Source organism: Cupriavidus sp. 05L310 (genome assembly GCF_056398185.1).
The window spans coordinates 1-20,245 of the sequence record NZ_JBFTOX010000026.1; the positions used below are offsets into that span (position 1 = coordinate 1).

Annotated in this window: 18 protein-coding genes and 1 pseudogene; 9 read left to right on the top strand and 10 right to left on the bottom strand. The window is 64.2% G+C overall.

The window, feature by feature from the left end; genetic code table 11:
* Positions 1-180 precede the first annotated feature (180 nt).
* Positions 181-795: an RBBP9/YdeN family alpha/beta hydrolase gene (locus tag AC1DS6_RS19340; RefSeq protein ID WP_441637498.1), complete on the top strand. Its 615-nt coding sequence runs from the start codon at positions 181-183 to the stop codon at positions 793-795.
* A gap of 41 nt (positions 796-836) precedes the next feature.
* Here AC1DS6_RS19340 and AC1DS6_RS19345 read toward each other — a convergent pair.
* A pseudogene (locus AC1DS6_RS19345) lies at positions 837-1,004 on the bottom strand (NAD(P)(+) transhydrogenase (Re/Si-specific) subunit beta); the annotation flags it as partial.
* Positions 1,005-1,366: 362 nt separating this feature from the next.
* Here AC1DS6_RS19345 and AC1DS6_RS19350 point away from each other — a divergent pair.
* Complete coding sequence (locus AC1DS6_RS19350) at positions 1,367-2,572, top strand: porin (protein WP_477102935.1); 1,206 nt, start codon at positions 1,367-1,369, stop codon at positions 2,570-2,572.
* A gap of 317 nt (positions 2,573-2,889) precedes the next feature.
* On the opposite strand, the gene AC1DS6_RS19355 is transcribed toward AC1DS6_RS19350, so the two are convergent.
* The 9 genes from AC1DS6_RS19355 to AC1DS6_RS19395 all read right to left on the bottom strand — a co-directional run bounded on the left by AC1DS6_RS19355 (position 2,890) and on the right by AC1DS6_RS19395 (position 14,184).
* Positions 2,890-3,504: a glutathione S-transferase family protein gene (locus tag AC1DS6_RS19355; RefSeq protein WP_441626581.1), complete on the bottom strand. Its 615-nt coding sequence runs from the start codon at positions 3,502-3,504 to the stop codon at positions 2,890-2,892.
* A gap of 301 nt (positions 3,505-3,805) precedes the next feature.
* The gene (locus tag AC1DS6_RS19360) at positions 3,806-5,131 is read right to left on the bottom strand and encodes an MFS transporter (RefSeq protein WP_441626583.1); all 1,326 of its coding nucleotides are present in this window, start codon (positions 5,129-5,131) and stop codon (positions 3,806-3,808) included.
* Between the two features lie 79 nt (positions 5,132-5,210).
* On the bottom strand, positions 5,211-6,185 hold the full coding sequence (locus tag AC1DS6_RS19365; protein WP_441626585.1) for a Bug family tripartite tricarboxylate transporter substrate binding protein: 975 nt from the start codon (positions 6,183-6,185) through the stop codon (positions 5,211-5,213).
* Positions 6,186-6,261: 76 nt separating this feature from the next.
* Positions 6,262-7,239: a tripartite tricarboxylate transporter substrate binding protein gene (locus tag AC1DS6_RS19370; protein WP_477102936.1), complete on the bottom strand. Its 978-nt coding sequence runs from the start codon at positions 7,237-7,239 to the stop codon at positions 6,262-6,264.
* A gap of 74 nt (positions 7,240-7,313) precedes the next feature.
* Complete coding sequence (locus AC1DS6_RS19375; RefSeq protein WP_441626587.1) at positions 7,314-10,892, bottom strand: indolepyruvate ferredoxin oxidoreductase family protein; 3,579 nt, start codon at positions 10,890-10,892, stop codon at positions 7,314-7,316.
* Between the two features lie 88 nt (positions 10,893-10,980).
* The gene (locus tag AC1DS6_RS19380) at positions 10,981-12,027 is read right to left on the bottom strand and encodes an Ldh family oxidoreductase (RefSeq protein ID WP_441626589.1); all 1,047 of its coding nucleotides are present in this window, start codon (positions 12,025-12,027) and stop codon (positions 10,981-10,983) included.
* Complete coding sequence (locus AC1DS6_RS19385; RefSeq protein ID WP_441626591.1) at positions 12,024-12,728, bottom strand: GntR family transcriptional regulator; 705 nt, start codon at positions 12,726-12,728, stop codon at positions 12,024-12,026. Before AC1DS6_RS19385 ends, AC1DS6_RS19380 begins: the two co-directional genes overlap by 4 nt.
* A 6-nt stretch (positions 12,729-12,734) precedes the next feature.
* Positions 12,735-13,889 carry a UxaA family hydrolase gene (locus tag AC1DS6_RS19390; protein WP_441626593.1) on the bottom strand — a complete coding sequence of 385 codons (1,155 nt, stop codon included), beginning with the start codon at positions 13,887-13,889 and terminating at the stop codon, positions 12,735-12,737.
* A gap of 4 nt (positions 13,890-13,893) precedes the next feature.
* On the bottom strand, positions 13,894-14,184 hold the full coding sequence (locus AC1DS6_RS19395; protein ID WP_441626595.1) for a UxaA family hydrolase: 291 nt from the start codon (positions 14,182-14,184) through the stop codon (positions 13,894-13,896).
* 189 nt (positions 14,185-14,373) lie between these two features.
* Here AC1DS6_RS19395 and AC1DS6_RS19400 point away from each other — a divergent pair, with 189 nt between their 5' ends.
* The 7 genes from AC1DS6_RS19400 (at position 14,374) to AC1DS6_RS19430 (ending at position 20,242) form a co-directional block, all read left to right on the top strand.
* A complete protein-coding gene (locus AC1DS6_RS19400) occupies positions 14,374-14,835 on the top strand; it encodes a hypothetical protein (RefSeq protein WP_035867129.1) in 462 nt (153 codons plus the stop codon).
* A complete protein-coding gene (locus AC1DS6_RS19405; RefSeq protein WP_441626597.1) occupies positions 14,825-15,190 on the top strand; it encodes a hypothetical protein in 366 nt (121 codons plus the stop codon). The genes AC1DS6_RS19400 and AC1DS6_RS19405 overlap by 11 nt, the downstream gene beginning before the upstream one ends.
* 37 nt (positions 15,191-15,227) lie before the next feature.
* Positions 15,228-16,199 (top strand): zinc-binding dehydrogenase, encoded by a 972-nt coding sequence (locus AC1DS6_RS19410; RefSeq protein WP_441626599.1) that lies wholly within the window; start codon positions 15,228-15,230, stop codon positions 16,197-16,199.
* Between the two features lie 52 nt (positions 16,200-16,251).
* Complete coding sequence (locus AC1DS6_RS19415; protein ID WP_441626601.1) at positions 16,252-17,046, top strand: TauD/TfdA dioxygenase family protein; 795 nt, start codon at positions 16,252-16,254, stop codon at positions 17,044-17,046.
* Between the two features lie 265 nt (positions 17,047-17,311).
* Entirely contained in the window at positions 17,312-18,430 is a 1,119-nt protein-coding gene (locus tag AC1DS6_RS19420) for a Re/Si-specific NAD(P)(+) transhydrogenase subunit alpha (protein WP_441626603.1), read from the top strand.
* Positions 18,431-18,440: 10 nt separating this feature from the next.
* Entirely contained in the window at positions 18,441-18,776 is a 336-nt protein-coding gene (locus AC1DS6_RS19425; protein ID WP_045237502.1) for an NAD(P) transhydrogenase subunit alpha part 2, read from the top strand.
* A complete protein-coding gene (locus tag AC1DS6_RS19430) occupies positions 18,773-20,242 on the top strand; it encodes an NAD(P)(+) transhydrogenase (Re/Si-specific) subunit beta (protein WP_441626605.1) in 1,470 nt (489 codons plus the stop codon). Before AC1DS6_RS19425 ends, AC1DS6_RS19430 begins: the two co-directional genes overlap by 4 nt.
* The last annotated feature ends 3 nt before the right edge of the window (positions 20,243-20,245 follow it).

The window sequence follows — 20,245 nt, forward strand, 5'->3', positions numbered from 1 at the left end:
CCGACAGGATCGGATTGCTCGGGGCCCTGCAGGTGGTTCCGCTGATCTCGCTGGTCGCAGCCGCCGTGTTCTTCATCGCCAGGCCGCGCTACCTGCGCGACCTGCGGCTTGCCGAAGCGCGCAATGAGGCAGAGCGCGCCGGCGCCTGACTCCTCCTTCACCCGCTGAGTAAACAACAAGATGCATCACATTGAATTACCCCCGATCGTCATCGTCCCCGGCCTGCGCGACCATGTCGCGGATCACTGGCAAACCTTGCTGGCCGACAAGTTGCGCGCCGACGGGCGCCAGGTCAGCATCGTGCCTCCGCTGGAGCACAACAAGCTTGACTGCGCCGTGCGCGTCGCTGCGCTGGAACGCACGCTGGCGAGCCTGCGTGAGCCGGCCTTGCTGGTGGCCCACAGCGCCGGCGTCATGATTACGGTGCACTGGGCGCGCCGTTCCGCGCGCGCCGTGCGCGGCGCGCTGCTGGCCGCGCCGCCCGATTTCGATCATCCGTTGCCTGAAGGCTATCCGGACGAAGATGCGCTGCGCCTGAACGGCTGGACACCAGCACCGCGCGCGGCCTTGCGCTTCCCAAGCATCGTCGCGGCCAGCCGCAACGATCCGCTTGCCCGTTTCGAGGAAGTCGCCGCGCTGGCCAGCGCCTGGGGCAGCCGCCTGGTCGACCTCGGCAACGTCGGCCACCTCAACCCAGCCGCCGGCTACGGCCAATGGCCGCGCGCCGAGCCGCTCATTCAGGAACTCTCCGAAATGACTGAACTGATTGGCCAGGGCAAGCAGCGGACGGCTTGACAGTCCAACGCCCCCTCAGGTCATGGCAGGACGCACCGCGACGCCTGGCTGCACTCGCTGTTGGTGCCTTCCATTTCGAAGACCTGATCGCAAGCCACCTCGGCCCCGGCCAGTAGCACGTTCATGTGGCCAGGCATGCGGCCTGCCGCCGCGAGGATCGCGTACTTCACCGCCACCCCCTTCCCTACCCGCTTCCCGGTCAGTTCCTGACAAAGCGGCGATTTGCCGCCAAACGAATCTCGACCTCGCGCTGTCAGCGGCAGTGCGGGGCGGGCCACTTCGATCCGGAAGCACCGCGCACAGGTAGCGTCTCCCCGACCCCACCAGCCCTGCGTTATCAATACGCATCGCGCGGGCCGCCTTTCCCGTCACCTTCAGCTTCCTTTGCTTCCCTTTGACAAGCCCTGACCCGCTACCGAACCCCCGTCGTCCATTTGCACCCATGCGCAGAAAATCTCTTGGTATCCGGAGAATCCCGCCCCCCTGCCATTGGGGGGCGCACGGCGCCCAATTCTTTGCATGATGACGGCGTCAATAACAGACGTAAACATGGATATGAGGAGGACAGGTAGTGAAATCGTCTAGGAAACTGAGCAAGCTTAATCTTGCACTCATTGCTTCGGGCGCAATCTGCGCCGGCAGCGCCCACGCACAGAGCAGCGTGACGCTGTATGGCGTGGCGGATATGAACGTTGAGTTCGCCAACCATGTCGGCGCCGTTCCCACCGCTGCCAACAAGTTCAATGCGGGCCCGTCCAACAACGTCTACCGCGCGAACTCCGGGGGCCTGTCCGGCTCGCGTTGGGGCTTGCGCGGTGCGGAGGATCTCGGCAATGGCGTGAAATCCGTTTTCGTTCTGGAAAGCGGCTTTAACCTGGATACCGGCACATCGCAGCAAAGCGGCCGCCTGTTCGGTCGCCAGGCATACGTAGGCCTGCAGAGTACGCAGTTCGGCCAGGTGACCTTCGGCCGCCAGTACACTTCGATGTTCGAGAGCATCGCGAACTTCGTGCCGGCAGCCTTTGCCACCCAGTATGAACCGATCGTGATGCTGACCGGCGCCAACTTCCGCGAGGACAACACCATCAAGTACTCCGGCCAGTTCGGTCCGGTGTCCGCACTGGCGCACTGGTCCTTCGGTACCGGCCTGGCGTTGCCGACGACGGTAGCCAACGGCCCGCTCCTCGGCGGTAACGGCGAAGTGCCGGGCCAGTTCCGCCGCGATACCGCCTATGGCGCGGCGCTGACCTACATTGCCGGCCCTGTCGGTGTGGCCGTTGCCTACGACCAGTTCAACCCGACCATTTCCAACCCGGCGACCGCGGCTGCCCTCGGCAGCGGCAGCTTCAAGAAGGCGACAATCGCGGGAAGCTATGCGTTCGGCCCGGCAAAGATCATGGGCGGCTACCGCTGGGGTCAGAACAAGGACCAGAATGGCAGCCTGATCGAGCGCGACGACTTCTACTGGATCGGCGCCAACTACCAGGTGACGTCGGCGCTTAGCCTGACGCTCGAATACGACTACGACAACGTCAAGAGCTTCTTCGCCAACAAGTCGGTGCCGAACCCATGGCAAGTTGCCTTTATCGCGGACTACACGCTTTCCAAGCGGACTGATGTCTACCTGACCACGGCATATTCAAAGAATGCGGGTCTGGGACTGGATTCCCCGATGATTGGCTTTGCTAACAGCCTTTCCCTTGGCAATAGCTACGCGCTTGCCAGCGGCCAAAGCAACATGCTCGGTGTCGCCGTAGGTATTCGCCACAAGTTCTGACGATAGTTCAACGGTATGTGACAAGGCCATATTTGCGCAGTGGTGCGGGCAGTCCCGCAGGGAAGCTCGCGTGCATCCAGCCCCACCCATGCTCTTTGTGCCGCTTCGGCGGCATTTTTTTTGGGTTCGGAGGTTCCTCGAAGTGCGCGATGGGGACCAGGGAAGAACCGGGCGAATAGCGATAGCCAGTGACAGCTCAGATCAAATCAGACGCCAAAGGCACGCATATCGCGATACCAACGGGAGCCACACCAGGATCATCGAGAGGACGGTTAGGCAGCGCAAGGGATGCGCTCCGATCAAAGACGGATGTCGCGTTACGCGAACACTTTCAGGCCCCTCAGCACGGCAGGCCTACGCGCAACCTCCCGATACCAGCGAGCAAGTTCTGGATGCTCGCTCCATTCGATGGCGTCGTGAAATGCGCGTGCAATGGTGAATGCCGCGATGTCGGCAACCGAAAACGACTCGCCTGCCATAAAAGCGGAAAATGCCAGGAACCGGCCGCCGTCAAGTAGTGCGGATACGGCGAGTTCGTTGATGGATTTCGCCTGGTCGGACGCTCCGATCTGTTGGAGCTTGAATGCCCCATGGCTCACCGCAATGACGTCGGTCAAAAAATAGAAGAACCGCTCGTACACCTTGGCCCGCGCGACTGGATCGGCCGGCAGCAGAGTGGTCGGAGAGGACTCTGCCGCGAACAAGATGATGGCGTTGGACTGCGCGAGGACAAACCCGGCGCCAGAGGCACGTTGGACAAGAACCGGAACCTTGCCGAAGGGGTTCAACGACCGTAGCTCCTGCCCCTGGTGCTCTCCAGTTGCCAAGTTGACGGGTCTTGCGGAATAGGCAATACCAGCCTCTTCCAGCGCGATGGCGGCACGGATGCAATTCCCGGTTTGGGCCCCGTACAACTCCAGTGCATTCTGCATATAGGCCCCTCTCTCCCTGCGATCATCACTAGATTGCCGCTCTGGAGTGTATATGAGATCCGGAACAAGGGCAGGGTCATCCATATGCCACCTCATGCCTGGCTGCGAATGCCATCAGGTTTCGATACGGTTCCGCGGCTTTCCCGTCGGCATCCCCGGCAAGTGGAACCGGCATTCCCATTCGTTTCCATTTTCGATGCCTGGCACGAGACGACAGGACCTTCATTCGCCCCCTCGATATCGATGAAATGTTCGTGGCGATCACGGTCCCGGCGCGCGCCATCGACTCAATCTGGCGTCTTCATGACAAACGCCGCCCCAGCGTTTCGGGCACCATCGCGAGTCCGATCAGCGAGACAACCCCGCAGCCAATGACATAGAGAGCCGGCGCGTTGGGGTTGCCCGTGACCTGCATCAGCATGGTCGAGAACAACTGCGCGAAGCCGCCGAACAGCGCGATCGCCACGTAATAGGTCACCGACATGCCGGTTGCGCGCAGCCGCTGCGGCAGCACCTCGCTGACCAGCACCATCGTGGCAGGAGACGTCATCGCCATCGGTACGGCCAGCAGCCCTACCACGATCAGCAGGCAGGTCAGGGATGGAATGCGGTTAAGGAGCGAGAAGGCCGGATAGATCATGACGAGCAGCGCCACCCGGGACCACCACACGACTTTCCGGCGCCCGACGCGATCGCAGAGCCAGCCGGACAGCGGTGCGAACACCGCCAGCACCAGGGAGGCGACGAAGCCTGCCCAGATGGCATCGCCGCGCGAGATGTGCAGCTGGAAGGTCGCGTAGTTGGCCAGGTAGAAGGCGATGACGTGGATCGAGGCCGCGAGGCCGATCATCAGCAGGACGCTCGCCACCAATTCGCGCCAATGCGCCCTCATCAGCTGGCGGCCGGCGCCCTTCTTCGACGCCTTCTTCGGCTCCGGCACCAGCGTCTCCTCCAGGCGGCGCCGGATGACCTGACCGATCGGAATCACCAGAATGCCAATCAGGAAGGCGACGCGCCACCCCCACGACTCAAGCGCGGAAGGCGGCAGCGCATTACTCAGCACCAGTGCGACCAAGGCAGCGAACACAGCGGCAACGCCCTGGCTGGATGCCTGCCAGCTAGTGTAGAAGCCGCGCGAGCGCTCATCCGCATACTCGAGCAGCATCGCGCTGGCGGAGCCCATCTCGCCGCCAATGGCGAAGCCCTGGATCAGGCGGGCGAGGATCATCAGCACGGGGGCAAGGACGCCGAGTTGGGCATAGGGCGGCGTCAGCACCAGAATCAGCGCGCTGAAGGCCATCAGCCACATCGAGAGCACCACTGCCGGCTTGCGGCCGACGCGGTCGGCATACGCACCGATCACCAGTCCGCCCAGTGGCCGCATCAGGTAACCGGCCCCGAACGTGCCGAAGGACAGCAGCAGCTGGCCGAGCGGATTGCCGACGGGAAAATACAGGGGAACGATCAGCAGGGCGAAGAAGTTGTAGACACCCGAGTCATACAATTCCAGGGCGCCGCCAATGGTAATGGCCGAAACGGCCGAAACCTTGGATAGCGGCTTGGGTGCCGTCGCGTTAGGCGTGGCGCATCGGGATGTGGCTCCCATCGCGGTTGGATCAGAGGGCATTGGTGTCTCCTGCCTTGCGGCGGTGGATCAGCGAGTACATGGCTCGCCGTCGGTAGTCGTTGCTGAGCGGATGGCAATCTCAGAGTCGAAGATTCAGTTGCCTGACCAGGCTTGCCCAACTCACCTGCTCCGCCCCGATCAGCGCGGAGAACTGCTCGGCCGTGCCGCCGGCGGGTTCAAAACCCTTGTTGGCGAGGCGCGCATGCACATCCGGCATATTCAGGGCTTTCACAATCTCGCCATTGAGCCGCGCCACGATGTTCTTCGGTGTCCCGGCTGGCGCGACCACGCCATACCATTCGGTTGAATCGACGCCCGGGAATCCCGCTTCCGCCATGGTCGGCACGTCCGGCAGCAGCGCCAGACGCCGTTTGCCGACCACCGCGAGTGCCTTGAGTTGCCCGGACTTGAGCAGTGGCTGGACCACCGGGAGGCCAGGGAACATCATCTGGATATGGCCGCCGATCATGTCCGTCAGCGCCGGCGGCGCACCCTTGTAAGGCACGTGCACGATATCGATGCCAGCCTGCTGCCTGAATGCTTCGCCGAGCAGGTGCAGCTGGGTTCCGGGCCCGGACGACGCGTAGCTGATCTGCCCCGGGCGGGCCTTGGCTTGCACGACCAGCTCCTTGACCGAGCTGGCCACGGCCGGGTTCACCACCAGCACATAGTTCAGCGTGACCAGCAAGCTCACCGGCGCGAAGCTCTTGACCGTGTCAAAAGGCAGGCCGCCATAGAGGCTCTGGTTGATGAGCATCGGGGTGGTCGCCACCAGCAGCGTATAGCCATCGGGCGCGGCCTTGGCGCCGGCCGCCGCGCCAATATTCCCGCCTGCCCCGGGCCGGTTGTCGACTATGACCTGCTGCCCGAGGCTGAGTGTCAGTTTCTCCGCAACAATCCGCGTGGCGACATCGACACTGCCTCCGGCCGGCCAGGGTACGATCATCCGGATCGGACGGCTGGGAAAGCCGTCCTGCGCCCAGGCCGGGGACAGGCTTGCCGCAAGCGTGATGACGCACAGAGCGCGCTGCGCGAGACGCCGTACGAATCTCATATGGATTCCCTGTATGTTGTTTCCATGAGGTAGCAACCCCGAAGGCAATGGCTCTGCGCTTCCGCACAGGTATCCGCTAATCCAGGCGCACCCCGGATTGCTTGACCACGATGGCCCACTTCTTCTGCTCGGCAGCGATAAACGTGCTGAACTGCTCGGGGGTGTTGCTGGCCGGTTCATAGCCTCTGCCGATCAACTGATCGCGGACACTTGGCATGTTCAGGGCTTTCCCGATCTCCGTGCTGAGACGAACCACGATCTCCTTCGGCGTCCCGGCAGGCGCCACCAGGCCATACCATTCGCTCGCCTCGATACCGGGAAACCCCGCTTCCGCCATGGTCGGCACATCCGGCAGCAAGGCCAGGCGCTGCTTGCTGGCGACCGCGATGGCTCTGAGCTGGCCGGATTTCATGAACGGCAACACCGCGGGAAGGCCGTGAAACATCATCTGGATATGGCCGCCTACCATGTCGGTCAGCGCCTGCGGCCCCCCCTTGTAAGGGGCGTGGATGACCTTGATGTGGGCGGCTTCCTTGAATGACTCTCCGATCAGGTGCTGTTGCGTCCCCGGCCCTGGCGATGCATAGCTCATCCGCCCCGGCTCCGACCTGGCGCGGGCCACCAGTTCCGTCACCGATTTCGCCACCGCCGGATTCACCACCAGCACATAGGGTGAACTGGCCAGCAGGCTGAGCGGTGCAAAATCCTTGCTCGTGTCGAAGGGCAGGTTGCTGTAGAGGCTCGGGTTGATCGTCATCGGCGCGCTTGCCACCAGCAGCGTATAGCCATCCGGCGCCGCCTTTGCGCCCATGCCCGCGCCGATATTGCCGGTGGCGCCGGGCCGGTTGTCCACCAGGACCTGCTGGCCAAGGCTGATGGAGAGCTTTTCCGCAACCGTACGGGTGACGGAGTCGACGCCGCCGCCAGCGGGCCACGGTACGATGATGCGAATCGGCTTGTTTGGGTACCCACCCTGCGCCCACGCGCCGGGGACAGTAGCAGCCAGTGCTATGGCGGACAGAAGCAGGCCTGCACGGCGCAGTACGAAGTTCATCACGGTCTCCAGTCTTTATAGTGTTTTGATGATGCTCTACACACAAATCTGCCTATGGGCACGCTGCCTTTAGCTCAGGCATTGGCCTTGCGCTTCGGCCCGGCTTCGCTCGGGGCGCCCTGCGCGTCATGCCACTGCGCCATCAGGCGCTCCCATCTGGCCCGCACAGCCACGAGATTGCGTGCCTTGACATGGCCATAGCCGCGGATGTCTTCCGGAAGGCGTGCGATTTCCAGTGCCAGATCGAGATTCTGTTGCGACAGCGTCGGCAGAAGCGCTTCGATGCTCTTGCGGTACTCGCCAATCAGTGCTCGCTCCACCTTGCGTTCCCCGGTGTAGCCGAAGGCGTCGAACGGGGTACCCCGCAGGCCTTTCATCTGGGCCATCACGCGGAACGCAGTGCGCATCCACGAACCAAATGGCCGCTTGACGAGTTCGCCCTTCTCGTTCTTCCTGGCCATCATCGGCGGTGCGAGATGGTGGACCAGCTTGAAGTCGCCTTCGAACATCGCGGCAACCTTCCCGATGAAGGCCGGGTCGGTATGCAGCCGCGCCACCTCGTACTCATCCTTGTAGGCCATCAGCTTGAACAGGTAGCGTGCGACCGCTTCGGTGACCTTGCTGCTGCCGAGGCGCGACTCCACCGCCTGCACCCTGGCGACAAAATCTTCATACTGCGCGGCATAGGCGCGGTTCTGGTAGCTGACGAGGAACTCGGCGCGCTTGTCGATGAAATCGCCGAGCGATGGCTTCCTGACGAACTGAACCACCTGGGCATCGGCGGATCGCACCGGCACCTTGGCCAGATCGTGCGCGCAGTGCCGGCCCCACTCAAAGGCCGCCTTGTTGTTGTCGACCTGCACGGCGTTGAGTTCGATCGCGCGCATCAGCGCTTCACGCGACAGCGGCACCCTGCCCTTCTGCCAGGCGTAGCCGAGCAGCATCAGGTTGGAGTAGATCGACTGGCCGAGCAATTGCGTCGCCACTTGCTCGGCATCGAAGATGCCGAAATGGCCTGCCTCGACGCCTTGCGCGATCGCCGCAATGGCCTGGTCGCTGTGAGACTGCCAGTCCGGATCGCGGACAAAGGCCGAAGTCGGCGTCACGTGGCTGTTGAGCACGACAAAGGTGCGGCCCTGCGACAGGGTCGCCAGCGTTGCCTTGCTGGCGCCGACCACCGTATCGGAGGCGATCACCAGGTCAGCCATGGCGACATCGACGCGCGTTGCGTGCAGGGCGTCGGGCCCGTCGGCAATCTGGATGTGGCTCCAGGTCGCGCCACCCATCTGCGCCATGCCGGTGGCATCCTGCGTGATCACGCTCTTGCCTTCCAGGTGGGCCGCCATGCCGAGTACCTGGCCGATGGTGACGATCCCCGTCCCGCCGACGCCCGCCACCACGATGCGCTGGGCCTTGGCGGCATCCGGCAGCTTCGGCTCGGGCAGTACCGGCATATCGGAGAGCTTCGCCTTGCGCGCCGCTTCCGGCTTCTTGAGCTTGCCGCCCTCCACCGTGACGAAACTCGGGCAGAAACCCTTGACGCAGGAAAAGTCCTTGTTGCAGGTGTTCTGGTTGATCTCCCGCTTGCGGCCGAACTCGGTTTCGAGCGGCTGTACCGCTACGCAGTTGCTCTCGACCGAACAATCCCCGCAGCCTTCGCAAACCAGCTCATTGATGATGACCCGCTTGTCCGGATCGACCATCGTGCCGCGCTTGCGTTCCCGCCGCTTCTTGGTGGCGCACGCCTGGTCGTAGATGATCACGGTGGCACCCTCGACCACCCGCAACTCGCGCTGCACGGCATCGAGCTCATCGCGGTGGCGTATGGTGACGCCCGGCGCCAGGTCCTTGACGACGGCATATTTCTGCGGCTCGTCGGTCACCACGACAATGCGCTTCGCTCCCTCCGACGCCAGTTCGCGCGTCATGCCCGGCACGTCCAGTTGCCCGTCGACCGGTTGCCCGCCCGTCATGGCAACGGCGCTGTTGTAGAGGATCTTGTAGGTGATATTGACGCCGGCATTGATCGATTGCCGCACCGCCAGCGATCCGGAGTGGTTGTACGTGCCGTCGCCAAGATTGGCGAACATGTGCGCGCGCTTGCTGAACGGCGCCTGCCCCATCCAGGGCACGCCCTCGCCGCCCATCTGCGTCCACGACGTGGTCGAACGGTCCATCCAGACCACCATGCCGTGGCATCCGATCCCGGCCATGGCGATCGATCCTTCCGGCACGCGCGTGCTGGTGTTATGCGGGCAACCGGGGCAGAACCACGGGAGACGGTCGGTGCCGCGGCTGTCGCCCTGGGGGAACTGGCGATCCTTGGCCTCGATTTGCGCCAGGCGCACGTCCATCCGCGCGGCGATATCCGGGGGCACGCCCAGCTTCTTCAACCGGCCCGCGATGGCCTTGGCGATCAGCGCGGGGGTCAGGTCGGCCTTGGCGCGCAGCAGCCAGTTTTCCGCCGGCTTGCGGTGACTCCATTCACCGCCGGCGCCTTCACCGTCGGCCGGTTCGTACTTGCCGATCACGGCAGGCCGCGCGTCGGCGCGATAGTGGTACAGCTCATCCTTCAACTGCTGCTCGATGATCGGGCGCTTCTCCTCGACCACGAGGATTTCGCGCAGGCCGTGCGCGAACTCGCGCACGCCCGCCGGCTCGAGCGGCCACACCACGCCCACCTTATGGAGCCGCACGCCGATGGCGCGGCACAAGGCATCGTCCAGGCCAAGGTCGGCCAGCGCCTGCCGGGTATCGCTGTAGGCCTTGCCGCTGGCAATGATGCCGAGACGGTCGTTCGGCCCTTCAATCACATTGCGGTTAAGCCGGTTGGCGCGGATATAGGCAAGCGCCGCCGGCCACTTGATCTCCATCATCCGCGCTTCCGCCGCCAGCGGATCGTCGGGCCAGCGGATATGCAAGCCGCCCTCCGGCCTGGCAAAGTCCTCGGGCAGCAGGATGCGCACCCGGTCGGCATCGGTCACCACCGATGCGCCCGCCTCCACCACCTCCTGCACGGTCTTCATGCCGGCCCACAAGCCACTGAAGCGGCTCATGGCGAAGGCATGCACGCCCAGGTCCAGAATGTCCTGCACGCTGGCGGGAAAGAACACCGGCAGCCCGCAAGCGATGAACGTATGGTCGCTCTGGTGCGCGAGCGTGCTGCTCTTGGACACATGGTCGTCCCCGGCCAGTGCGATCACACCACCCAGCGGCGCCGTGCCCGCCAGATTGGCGTGCTTGAGCGCGTCGCCGCTGCGGTCCACCCCCGGGCCCTTGCCGTACCAGATGCCAAAGACGCCGTCGTACTTCTTGCTCTCGGCATCGAACTCGAGTTGCTGCGAGCCCCACACCGCGGTTACGCCGAGTTCCTCGTTGACGCCGGGCTTGAAGACGACATGATTGTCCGCGAGGTGCTTCTTGGCCTGCCACAACGCCTGGTCATATCCGCCAAGCGGAGAGCCCCGGTAGCCGGAAATGAATGCGGCGGTATTGTGGCCGGCCAGGGTATCGCGCTTGCGCTGCAGCAGCGGCAGGCGCACCAGTGCCTGGACGCCGCTCATGAAAGCGCGCCCCGTGTCCAGTGCGTACTTGTCGTCGAGCGTGACGATTTCCATGGCCTTGCGTGAGGCGTCTGAGAGAGGAGCATTCATAGGACTGGTACTCGCCAATTATGTTGTGGGGAGGGCGGCCAGCGCCCGCCGGGCTCGCAAGGACCCGGTAAGTCTGGCGCTTCTGTGCTTATGCTGATGCTGATGTCGGAAACCGCACGCCGAGCCGTTCGCCAAGCGCGCCTAACTCCTGCGCGATCGCGGCGGGCAGCGCAATACCATGCTCGCGTGCCTCGCGCTCCAGGGCATCGCCACGATTGCCAGGCAGCCGCGCGTCGTCGCCGCCCGCGCAAAGGTAGGTGTCGGTCCACTGCTTCATATAGTCGCCAAAGGGCGCCTGCCCGGCGAAGGATTCCGGCTTTACCATCCACAGGAATCCGTCCTGCATGGCGGCGGCACGGCCATGCGGACTATTGCCCGGCGCCGGTGCGTGAGGCGCCGCGGTGGCCGCCAGGGCACCGGCGAGGCACTCCACCATCATGGCAATGCCGATGCCCTTGTGCCCGCCCATGGGCAGCAGTGACCCGCCCAGCGCGCGCTTTGCATCGGTGGTGGGCCGGCCGTCCGCATCCAGCGCCCACCCTTCCGGGATCGGCTTTCCCTCACGCGCCGCGAGCAGGATATGGCCGCGCGCGGCCACGCTGCACGCCACATCGAATACGATCGGCGCTTGCCCCGGCAGCGGGCAACCGAACGCAATCGGGTTGTGCCCGATCGCCGCGCGCGGGAATCCCTCCATCGCGAGCGCCGGCGGCGTGCGTTGCCCGATCATGGAGAAGGCTCCGGCCTCCGCCGCCAGCAGGGCGTGGATGCCGAGCGCCCCCAGATGGCCGCACGATTGCAGCACGATCAGTACGGAAGCGCTGGTCTCCAGGGCTTCCAGTCCCAGGCGCACCGCATAAGGACCGGCGATCTGCCCCATGGCGCCATCGGCCTGCAGCACGATGCCGCCGGGGAAGGATCGGTATGCCATCACCGGCCCGGGATTGAACTCGTTCGCCCGCAGCCGCTCCACATAAGACGCCAGGCGGGTCATGCCGTGCGTCTTGTAGCCCCGCAACTCGCTGCGTACCAGGATCGCGGCGGCTTCGGCCGCTTGCTCCGGCGGCACGCCGCAGCCTTCGAATACCCGGGTCGTCCATTGCTCCAGCGCCTGAACGTTCCAATGCGTGCTCATGAGGCCTTCTCCCGCACCACCATGAGGCGCTCTGAAAACGGGCCGGCATAGACCGTCTGGTAATACAGGGGGCGGTCACGCAGCGTATAGCCACGCAGTTCCATGACGAAGCCCGGCTGCCCGGCTTCGAGGCCAAGCTCGCGGGCCGCTACCGACGGGATTTCGTCGAATCGCACCCACTGGTCCACGCGCAGCGTCGGTAGCGCCAGGCGCTGCCCGAGCAGTTCCCGCAGATTCTTTTCGAGTTCGTCGCGTTCAACGCCGCCCAGTTGCGCGAATTCCTCCTCGCGCAGCCAGAACTCGCTGTACAGGTCGAAGCGCCCGCCCACATTGATGATGCGTTCAATGCGAACGAAGGCTTCGCCATCGAGAAACTCCGACCACGGCCCTTTGCGCTTGAGCCGCTTGACCGAGCGCGCATGGACGTAGGAAGGCAGCTCGTTTCCCTCGGCATCGCGAAAGCGCAGGTAGCGCACATCGGCAGGCGCGACCCTGGCGCCCGAGACGAAGGTGCCGCGGCCCTGCTCGCGGGTGATCAGTCCGGAGTTCGAAAGGCGCGCCAGCGCCTTCTGGATGGTGCCCACGCTGACGCCGTGCGCCGTGGCAAGCTCGCCCTCGGAAGGCAACCTGTCGCCCTCGCGCAGCGCGCCGGATTCAATGGAACGGATAATGGCGTCGGAGACGCTGATCAGCTTTGTCATGTTGACTCAGAGGCTAAGTGCAAATCGACTGATTGCGGTTTCCCTGATGTCGAGTATCTCGCTGCTGAGACGGGTGCCGGACGCCACATCCATGGCGTAGGCATACAGCCGATCGCCCACATCCGAGATCTTCTGTCCCTTCTCGAGGATCCCGCTTGCGTCGAAATCAATGTTATCGGCCATGGTTTCCAGCGTATTGACGTTGCCGCAAACCTTGACCGTCGGCGCGACCATGCTGCCGATCGGATTGCCGACCCCCGTACCAAAGAAGGTGAGCTGGCAACCGCCGGCGGCAAGTGCACTGAGATTTTCCACTGCCGCCGCCGGAGCGTCCATGAAATGCAGGCCTTTTTTTACCGGGGCCTCGCCGTAGCGCAGCACGCCGACCAGTGGGCTCGACCCGGCCTTGGCCATCGCGCCCAGCGCCTTCTCCTCAACCGTGGTCAGCCCGCCGCGCTTGTTGTCGGGCGAGGGCTGGGATTCGCGCATGTCGACGCCGCGCTCGATCGCGAGGTTCTCCATGCCGCGGACCGCCTTGACGAAGGCATCCCTCACCGAATCGTCGACGGCGCGTTCCGCGAAGAGGTGCTCCGCGCCGATGAACTCGGACGTCTCGGAAATAATGATGGTGCCGCCTGCTTCGATCACACGGTCGGCCAGACGGCCGATCGTCGGATTGCAGCTCAGGCCGGAGGTGGTATCCGAACCGCCGCACTCGACGCCCAGTACCAGGGCCGAAACCGGGCAGGGTTCGCGCCTGGCACGCGAGGCCGCAAGCGAGAGCTTCAAGGCCTTGCGGGTGCCGGCGGCAATGCAGTCGATCGTGCCATTCGGTTGCAGATGCACCGTTTCCACGGGTTTCCCCGTAGTCCGGATACGGCGCGCCACCTCCTCCGTCGACGAATCTTCAAGTCCCACCAGCAGGACTGCGGCGACATTGGGATTGCGTCCCAGTCCTGCCAGCGACTCATAAGCGAAATCCAGGTCCGCGCCGAACTGCCCACGCACGAACAAGGTGGTGACGGGAATGCAGCCGCTGACGGTTTGCGCAATGGTGCGCGTGACCGGGTTGCAGTTGTCCATCACGGAAATCACCGCTACCCAGTTGCGTACGCCAACTGCGTCGTTCTCGCGGCGGTAGCCAAGGAATGTCATTGCCATTTTCTTACCTCTTTTCCAGATCGCCGCGGGCGCGGGTCGACTCGATGTTGTGCACGTGCATGTGTTCACCAGCCTTCAGGTTCCGGCTGGCCCGCCCGATGACCTGGCCGTACTTCAGGACATTGGCGCTCTGCGGGGTATCCGCGATACAGACCTTATGGCCGAACGGCACATCCTGGAGCAGGGTCATCTGGCCCGATACCTCTCCTTGCAAGGTGCAGGGCTCGCCGGCACGGCCGGCATCGAGCAGCGTGGCGACGTTGTCCGCCTGGTTGAGTACGATGGCACGTGGCATTTTCTGGATTCCTATATAGGTGTTTGATGTACTGTAGTTAACGGAAAGCCAGCATGTCAAGGCTTACTGGGGGAATCCACTAGTCCAAAAGTCAAAGTCCTATATAGAAGTTCTTGACAGCAAGGCGCGCTGTGCCTATCTTCACAACAAGGGCGGCACAGCAGTGCCCGCCAATTCAGGAGACAAGGCATGAAGGTGGCTTCCCACATGGAGAAGATTGCGAAACTCGAAGCATTGCGCGAACGCCTCGATCCCCTACAGGACTTCGAGCTGTGGTTCTGGACCGGGATGACGGCTGGCACGCACGCCGTCAATGCAGCACTCCATCATGCCGCCGTCACGCTGGACGACGACGTGTTCCCGACGCAGCCAGGCGCCTACCTGGTGCCACAGCCGGACGGCTCGCTGCGTGCGGCATTCGGCCCGCTCGGCGATGTGCTGCACGTGGGCAGGCCGAAGATCGATGCACCGGTCCCGGAGGATGTGGCGGCGATGATGCATGAGATGGAGATCGTCGAACGCCATCGGGATCCCTGCCTGCGCGAGGGGGTGGCGCCCACGGCGGCCATTGCCGGGGAATGCGATGCAGCCCTTGCCCGTTGCCTGCGGCTGCTGGCCTGCCGGATGCAAGGAGAAAAAGATGCACGTTGAAGCCCACATCGCCATCGCGCGCCGGATCGAGCGCTCGCTGCAGAAGTGCGGCCCAGCCGACTACGAGATCAAGATCGAGGCCGCCATGCTGGCGGGCACGCACTGGTTGAACGCCGCGCTGCATCGCCTGCGTGCGAACCAGCCGGATAGCGACGTCTTTCACACTTACCTGCTGACCATCAACGAGTTCCGACGGCTCAGCATCGCGGACGGCGAGTTGATGCAGATGCTGGCCGAAATCGAGGATATCCGGCCGCCCTTTGTCCGCGGCAACCTGGCGGGCGGCGAGCGCGCCGCCGAGCGCGCCCTTGAATTGCTGGCGCTGATCCGCGCGAAGGCCCGCGCCAGCGAGTGATCAATCTACTGCAGCACCATATGAAAAGGAGACCGCAGTGAAAGCAGTACGAGTCATACCGAGCCCTACTGGCGGCAAAGTGGAAATACAGGACATCCCGGCTCCGGTTGCTGGCGCCGGCCAGGTTCTGGTCAGGGTGCGTGCCGCCGGTCTGAACCGGGGCGAAATCAACCAGGCCCGCGAATTGCGCACGGGCAACACGATCACCGCGGGCGTCGAGTTTGCGGGCGAGGTGGAAGCGGTCGGCGAAGGCGTGCACGGGTGGCGCGAGGGGGATCGGGTCATGGGCCACGGCCGTGCGTGCCAGGCCGAGTATGTGATTGCCGATCCACTGGCGCTGATGGCCGTGCCCGATGGTCTTTCCTGGATCGATGCCGCGGCGTTCCCCAATGTCTTCATCACGGCCCACGACGCCGTGGTGACCAATGGCCAGTTGCGCGCCGGCCAGGCAGTACTGATCAATGGCGCGTCCGGCGGCGTGGCCATGGCCGCGATCCAGATCGCTTCGCTGATGGGCGCCAAGCCGGTGATCGCCACATCGCGGTCGGCCGCCAAGCTCGATCGCCTGAGCCAGTTCGGTGTCGATGTGGGCATCAATTCATCGAGCGAATCCCAGGTCGACGCCGTCATGGCGGCCACCGACAATCGCGGGGTGGATCTCATAATCGACACCGTGGGCGGCCCGGTCTTCGAAGACAACATGAAGAGCCTCGCGGTCAAGGGACGGCTGGTCAATATTGCCCGCTTGGGTTCGAACACGGCCCAGATCGACCTGAGCCTGCTCTGGCTCAAGCGCCTCACGCTGGTTGGCGTGACATTCCGTACCCGCTCCGAGCAGGAACGCCTGGAATGCATCCAGGCCTGTGCGCGCGACATGCTGCCCTTCCTGGCGGCTGGGCGGATCCGCCTGCCGATCGACCGTACCTTCCCGATGACTGCCATTGGCGAAGCGCACGCCTATATGCAGCAAGACCAGCACGTCGGCAAGATCGTTCTTGTCGTCGAGTAATCCAGTCTTCCAGAATTCCCATACAGATTCGAGAAACGAACAGGAGACATCCATGAGTATCCAGATCACACCGCTCACCGGCTCGGTTGGCGCGTCGGTGGAAGGCGTCAATCTGAACGAACCGGTGAGCGATGCGGCCTTCGAAGTGCTGCATCGGGGGTTCCTTGAATACGGCGTGCTGGTCTACCGCGGCCAAAACCTTCAGCCCGCGGCGCAGATTGCCTTCGCCCGGCGCTGGGGCAAGCCCGTGCAGGGTAACCCGCTGCTGAAAGGCCTCTCGGACTTCCCGGAGCTCGCCCAGGTCACCAAGATTCCCAAGGAGACGGCATCCACCGAGGCCTGGCACTCCGACTCCATCTATACCGAGGTGCCGCCCAAGATCTCCATTCTTTCCGCGGTGGTGGTCCCGCGCGGCGGAGACACGATGTGGTGCAATCAATATCTGGCCTATGAGCGTCTTTCGCCCGCAATGCAACGCATGCTCGAAGGCCTGCGCGTGCGTTTCACGGGACTGCGGCTCGCCAGGATGACGGGATCGGATGCGGTGCCCTCGGCGGTCCACCCGCTGGTTCGCACCCATCCGGAGACACGCCGCAAGGCGCTCTATGTGGGGCATCCCGATACGGCTCACTCCATCGAGGGCATGACGCCCGCCGAAAGCCGGCCTTTGCTCGACTTTCTCTACGAACACTCGACCAGCCCCGATAACGTCTACCGCCATATGTGGCAGGAAGGCGATGTCGTGATGTGGGACAACCGGTGCACCATGCACTACGCCGTACACGACTACGGCGAGGCCGAGCGCATCCTGAACCGGGTGACGCTCGAAGGCGAAGTCCCCTGTTGACCGTTTGACCTGTTGACCTGTTGACAAGCAGCGGGCCCGGCGGCGGTGCATTCGCCGCCGGTGCCCATGCTGTCGGCGGTTTCTTTCCAGCAAGTCCGGATCGAGACCCTGTCCCCAGATGCTAGCAACGGCTTCACGCGAGCCACGCGGGTTCTCCATGATCCGCCAGGGCTCTGCGTGGGGAAGCGCTTCTTGAACTGAAGGCGCCCGGCAGTCCGGTCACGAGGCCGCGCGACGGCAAGACAAGAGCATAGGAGAATACACAATGCAGATGGGTATCCCGACAGAAGTGCGGGCAGGCGAAGCACGCGTTGCCGCCACCCCGGAGACAGTCAAGAAATATGTAGCACAGGGCCACCAGGTTATCGTGCAAGCCGGTGCGGGATTGCGCGCCAGCCAGCCCGACGCTGCCTACGAGGCGGCCGGTGCCCGCATCGGCAGCGCCGCCGACGCCTTGGGCGCGCAGTTGGTGCTCAAGGTCCGCGCCCCGACCCCGGCCGAACTGGACCGGATGAACGAAGGCGCTGTGCTGGTCGGCATGCTCAACCCTTTCGATGCGGAAAACAAAGCCCGCATGTCTGCCGCCGGCATTATCGGCTTCGCGCTCGAGGCGGCGCCGCGCACCACCCGCGCGCAGAGCATGGACGTGCTCTCCTCCCAGGCCAATATCGCAGGCTACAAGGCCGTGCTGGTCGCCGCCCACCACTACCAGCGCTTCATGCCGATGCTGATGACCGCCGCCGGCACCGTCAAGGCGGCGCGCGTGCTGGTCCTCGGCGCCGGCGTGGCCGGCCTGCAGGCCATCGCCACCGCCAAGCGGCTGGGCGCGGTGATCGAAGCATCCGACGTGCGCCCCGCCGTCAAGGAACAGATCGAATCGCTGGGTGGCAAATTCCTCGATGTGCCCTTCGTCACCGACGAAGAGCGCGAGATCGCGCAGGGCGTGGGCGGCTATGCCCGCCCCATGCCACCCGACTGGATGCGGCGCCAGGCCGAACTGGTGCACGAGCGCGCCAAGGCCGCCGACATCGTCATCACTACCGCGCTGATCCCGGGCCGCCAGGCGCCGGTGCTGCTCAAGGAGGAGACCGTGAAGGCGATGAAGCCGGGCTCGGTGGTGGTCGACCTGGCCGCGGCGCAGGGCGGCAACTGCCCGCTGACGGTGGCCGACGAAGTGGTGGAGCGCCATGGCGTCACGCTGATCGGCCACACCAACCTGGCCGGCATGGTTGCGGCGGACGCCTCCGCGCTCTACGCGCGCAACGTGCTGGACTTCCTCAAGCTGATCACCGACAAGGATGGCAAGCTTGCCATCGATATGAAAGACGACATCGTAGCGGCTTGCCTGATGACCAAGAGCCGTGAACTGGAACTGACAAGCTGAGGAGAAGTCGATGGAAATGGTGAACCACACGGTGATCAACCTGATCATCTTCGTACTGGCGATCTACGTGGGCTACCACGTGGTCTGGACGGTCACACCGGCCCTGCACACCCCGCTGATGGCGGTGACCAACGCAATCTCGGCCATCATCATCGTCGGCGCCATGCTGGCGGCCGGCCTGACCGAGGGGCCCGTGGGCCGCACCATGGGCGCGCTGGCGGTGGCGCTCGCCGCGGTCAACGTGTTCGGCGGCTTTCTGGTGACGCAGCGCATGCTGGAGATGTTCAAGAAGAAGGAACCCAAGGCCAAGCCCGCGGGCGCCCATGGCAAGGAGGCCGCGGCATGAGCAATCTCGTGAGCATGAACCTCGTCACCCTGCTCTACCTGCTGGCCTCGGTGTGTTTCATCCAGGCGCTCAAGGGCCTCTCGCATCCCAGTTCCGCACGGCGCGGCAACGCCTTCGGCATGACCGGCATGGCCATCGCGGCGGTAACCACGCTGGTGTTGATCGCCAAACTGAGGAACGACTTCATGGCGGCAAGCGCCGCCCAGTCGTCGGTCGCCGAAGGCCTGGCATTGATCTTCGGCGCGCTGGTGGTCGGCGGCGGCATCGGTGCCTACGTGGCGAAGAAGGTCGAGATGACCAAGATGCCCGAACTGGTGGCCGCCATGCATTCGCTGATCGGCCTGGCCGCCGTCTTCATCGCGGTGGCCGCGGTGGCTGAGCCAGCCGCCTTCGGCATTGCGCCCGCGGGCTCGCATGACATCCCGCTGGGCAACCGCATCGAGCTGTTCATCGGCTGCTTCGTCGGCGCCATTACCTTCTCGGGTTCGGTGATCGCCTTCGGCAAGCTGGCCGGGCGCTACAAGTTCCGGCTGTTCCAGGGCGCGCCGGTGTCCTTCGCCGGCCAACACATGCTCAACCTGCTGCTGGCGGTGGCGATGATCGGCTTCGGCGTGGCCTTCTTCCTGTCGCAGGCCTGGATGCCCTTCCTGCTGATGCTGGCGATCGCCTTCGTGCTGGGCGTGCTGATCATCATCCCGATCGGGGGCGCCGACATGCCCGTGGTGGTGTCGATGCTGAACTCATACTCGGGCTGGGCGGCCGCCGGCATTGGCTTCTCGCTCAACAACCCGATGCTGATCATCGCCGGCTCGCTGGTTGGCTCCTCCGGCGCCATCCTCTCGTACATCATGTGCCGCGCGATGAACCGCTCGTTCTTCAACGTGCTGCTCGGCGGCTTTGGCAACACCGCGGCGGCCGCCACGGCAGGCGGTGCGGAACAGCGCAATGTCAAGGCCGGCTCGGCCGACGACGCGGCCTTCCTGATGAGCAATGCCGAGACCGTGATCATCGTCCCTGGCTACGGCCTGGCGGTGGCGCGCGCGCAGCACGCGCTCAAGGAACTCACCGAAAAGCTGGTCGAGAAGGGGGTGACGGTGAAGTACGCCATCCACCCGGTGGCGGGCCGCATGCCGGGCCATATGAACGTACTGCTGGCCGAGGCCGAGGTCCCTTACGACCAGGTCTTCGAGATGGAAGACATCAACAGCGAGTTCGGCCAGGCCGACGTGGTGCTGGTGCTGGGCGCCAACGACGTGGTGAACCCGGCCGCCAAGACCGATCCCGGCTCGCCGATTGCCGGCATGCCGATCCTGGAAGCCTACAAGGCCAAGACCATCATCGTGAACAAGCGCTCGATGGCGGCTGGCTACGCGGGCCTGGATAACGAACTGTTCTACATGGACAAGACCATGATGGTGTTCGGCGACGCCAAGAAGGTGGTCGAAGACATGGGCAAGGCAGCCTGAGGC

Bases quoted from the DNA above. Each gene is read 5' to 3' on its own strand.
- AC1DS6_RS19365 (WP_441626585.1), bottom strand. From the start codon at position 6,185: ATGAGATTCGTACGGCGTCTCGCGCAGCGCGCTCTGTGCGTCATCACG.
- AC1DS6_RS19425 (WP_045237502.1), top strand. From the start codon at position 18,441: ATGGAAATGGTGAACCACACGGTGATCAACCTGATCATCTTCGTACTG.
- AC1DS6_RS19395 (WP_441626595.1), bottom strand. From the start codon at position 14,184: ATGCCACGTGCCATCGTACTCAACCAGGCGGACAACGTCGCCACGCTG.
- AC1DS6_RS19370 (WP_477102936.1), bottom strand. From the start codon at position 7,239: ATGAACTTCGTACTGCGCCGTGCAGGCCTGCTTCTGTCCGCCATAGCA.
- AC1DS6_RS19385 (WP_441626591.1), bottom strand. From the start codon at position 12,728: ATGACAAAGCTGATCAGCGTCTCCGACGCCATTATCCGTTCCATTGAA.
- AC1DS6_RS19375 (WP_441626587.1), bottom strand. From the start codon at position 10,892: ATGAATGCTCCTCTCTCAGACGCCTCACGCAAGGCCATGGAAATCGTC.
- AC1DS6_RS19400 (WP_035867129.1), top strand. From the start codon at position 14,374: ATGAAGGTGGCTTCCCACATGGAGAAGATTGCGAAACTCGAAGCATTG.
- AC1DS6_RS19360 (WP_441626583.1), bottom strand. From the start codon at position 5,131: ATGCCCTCTGATCCAACCGCGATGGGAGCCACATCCCGATGCGCCACG.
- AC1DS6_RS19340 (WP_441637498.1), top strand. From the start codon at position 181: ATGCATCACATTGAATTACCCCCGATCGTCATCGTCCCCGGCCTGCGC.
- AC1DS6_RS19380 (WP_441626589.1), bottom strand. From the start codon at position 12,027: ATGAGCACGCATTGGAACGTTCAGGCGCTGGAGCAATGGACGACCCGG.
- AC1DS6_RS19355 (WP_441626581.1), bottom strand. From the start codon at position 3,504: ATGCAGAATGCACTGGAGTTGTACGGGGCCCAAACCGGGAATTGCATC.
- AC1DS6_RS19420 (WP_441626603.1), top strand. From the start codon at position 17,312: ATGCAGATGGGTATCCCGACAGAAGTGCGGGCAGGCGAAGCACGCGTT.
- AC1DS6_RS19415 (WP_441626601.1), top strand. From the start codon at position 16,252: ATGAGTATCCAGATCACACCGCTCACCGGCTCGGTTGGCGCGTCGGTG.
- AC1DS6_RS19430 (WP_441626605.1), top strand. From the start codon at position 18,773: ATGAGCAATCTCGTGAGCATGAACCTCGTCACCCTGCTCTACCTGCTG.
- AC1DS6_RS19390 (WP_441626593.1), bottom strand. From the start codon at position 13,889: ATGGCAATGACATTCCTTGGCTACCGCCGCGAGAACGACGCAGTTGGC.
- AC1DS6_RS19405 (WP_441626597.1), top strand. From the start codon at position 14,825: ATGCACGTTGAAGCCCACATCGCCATCGCGCGCCGGATCGAGCGCTCG.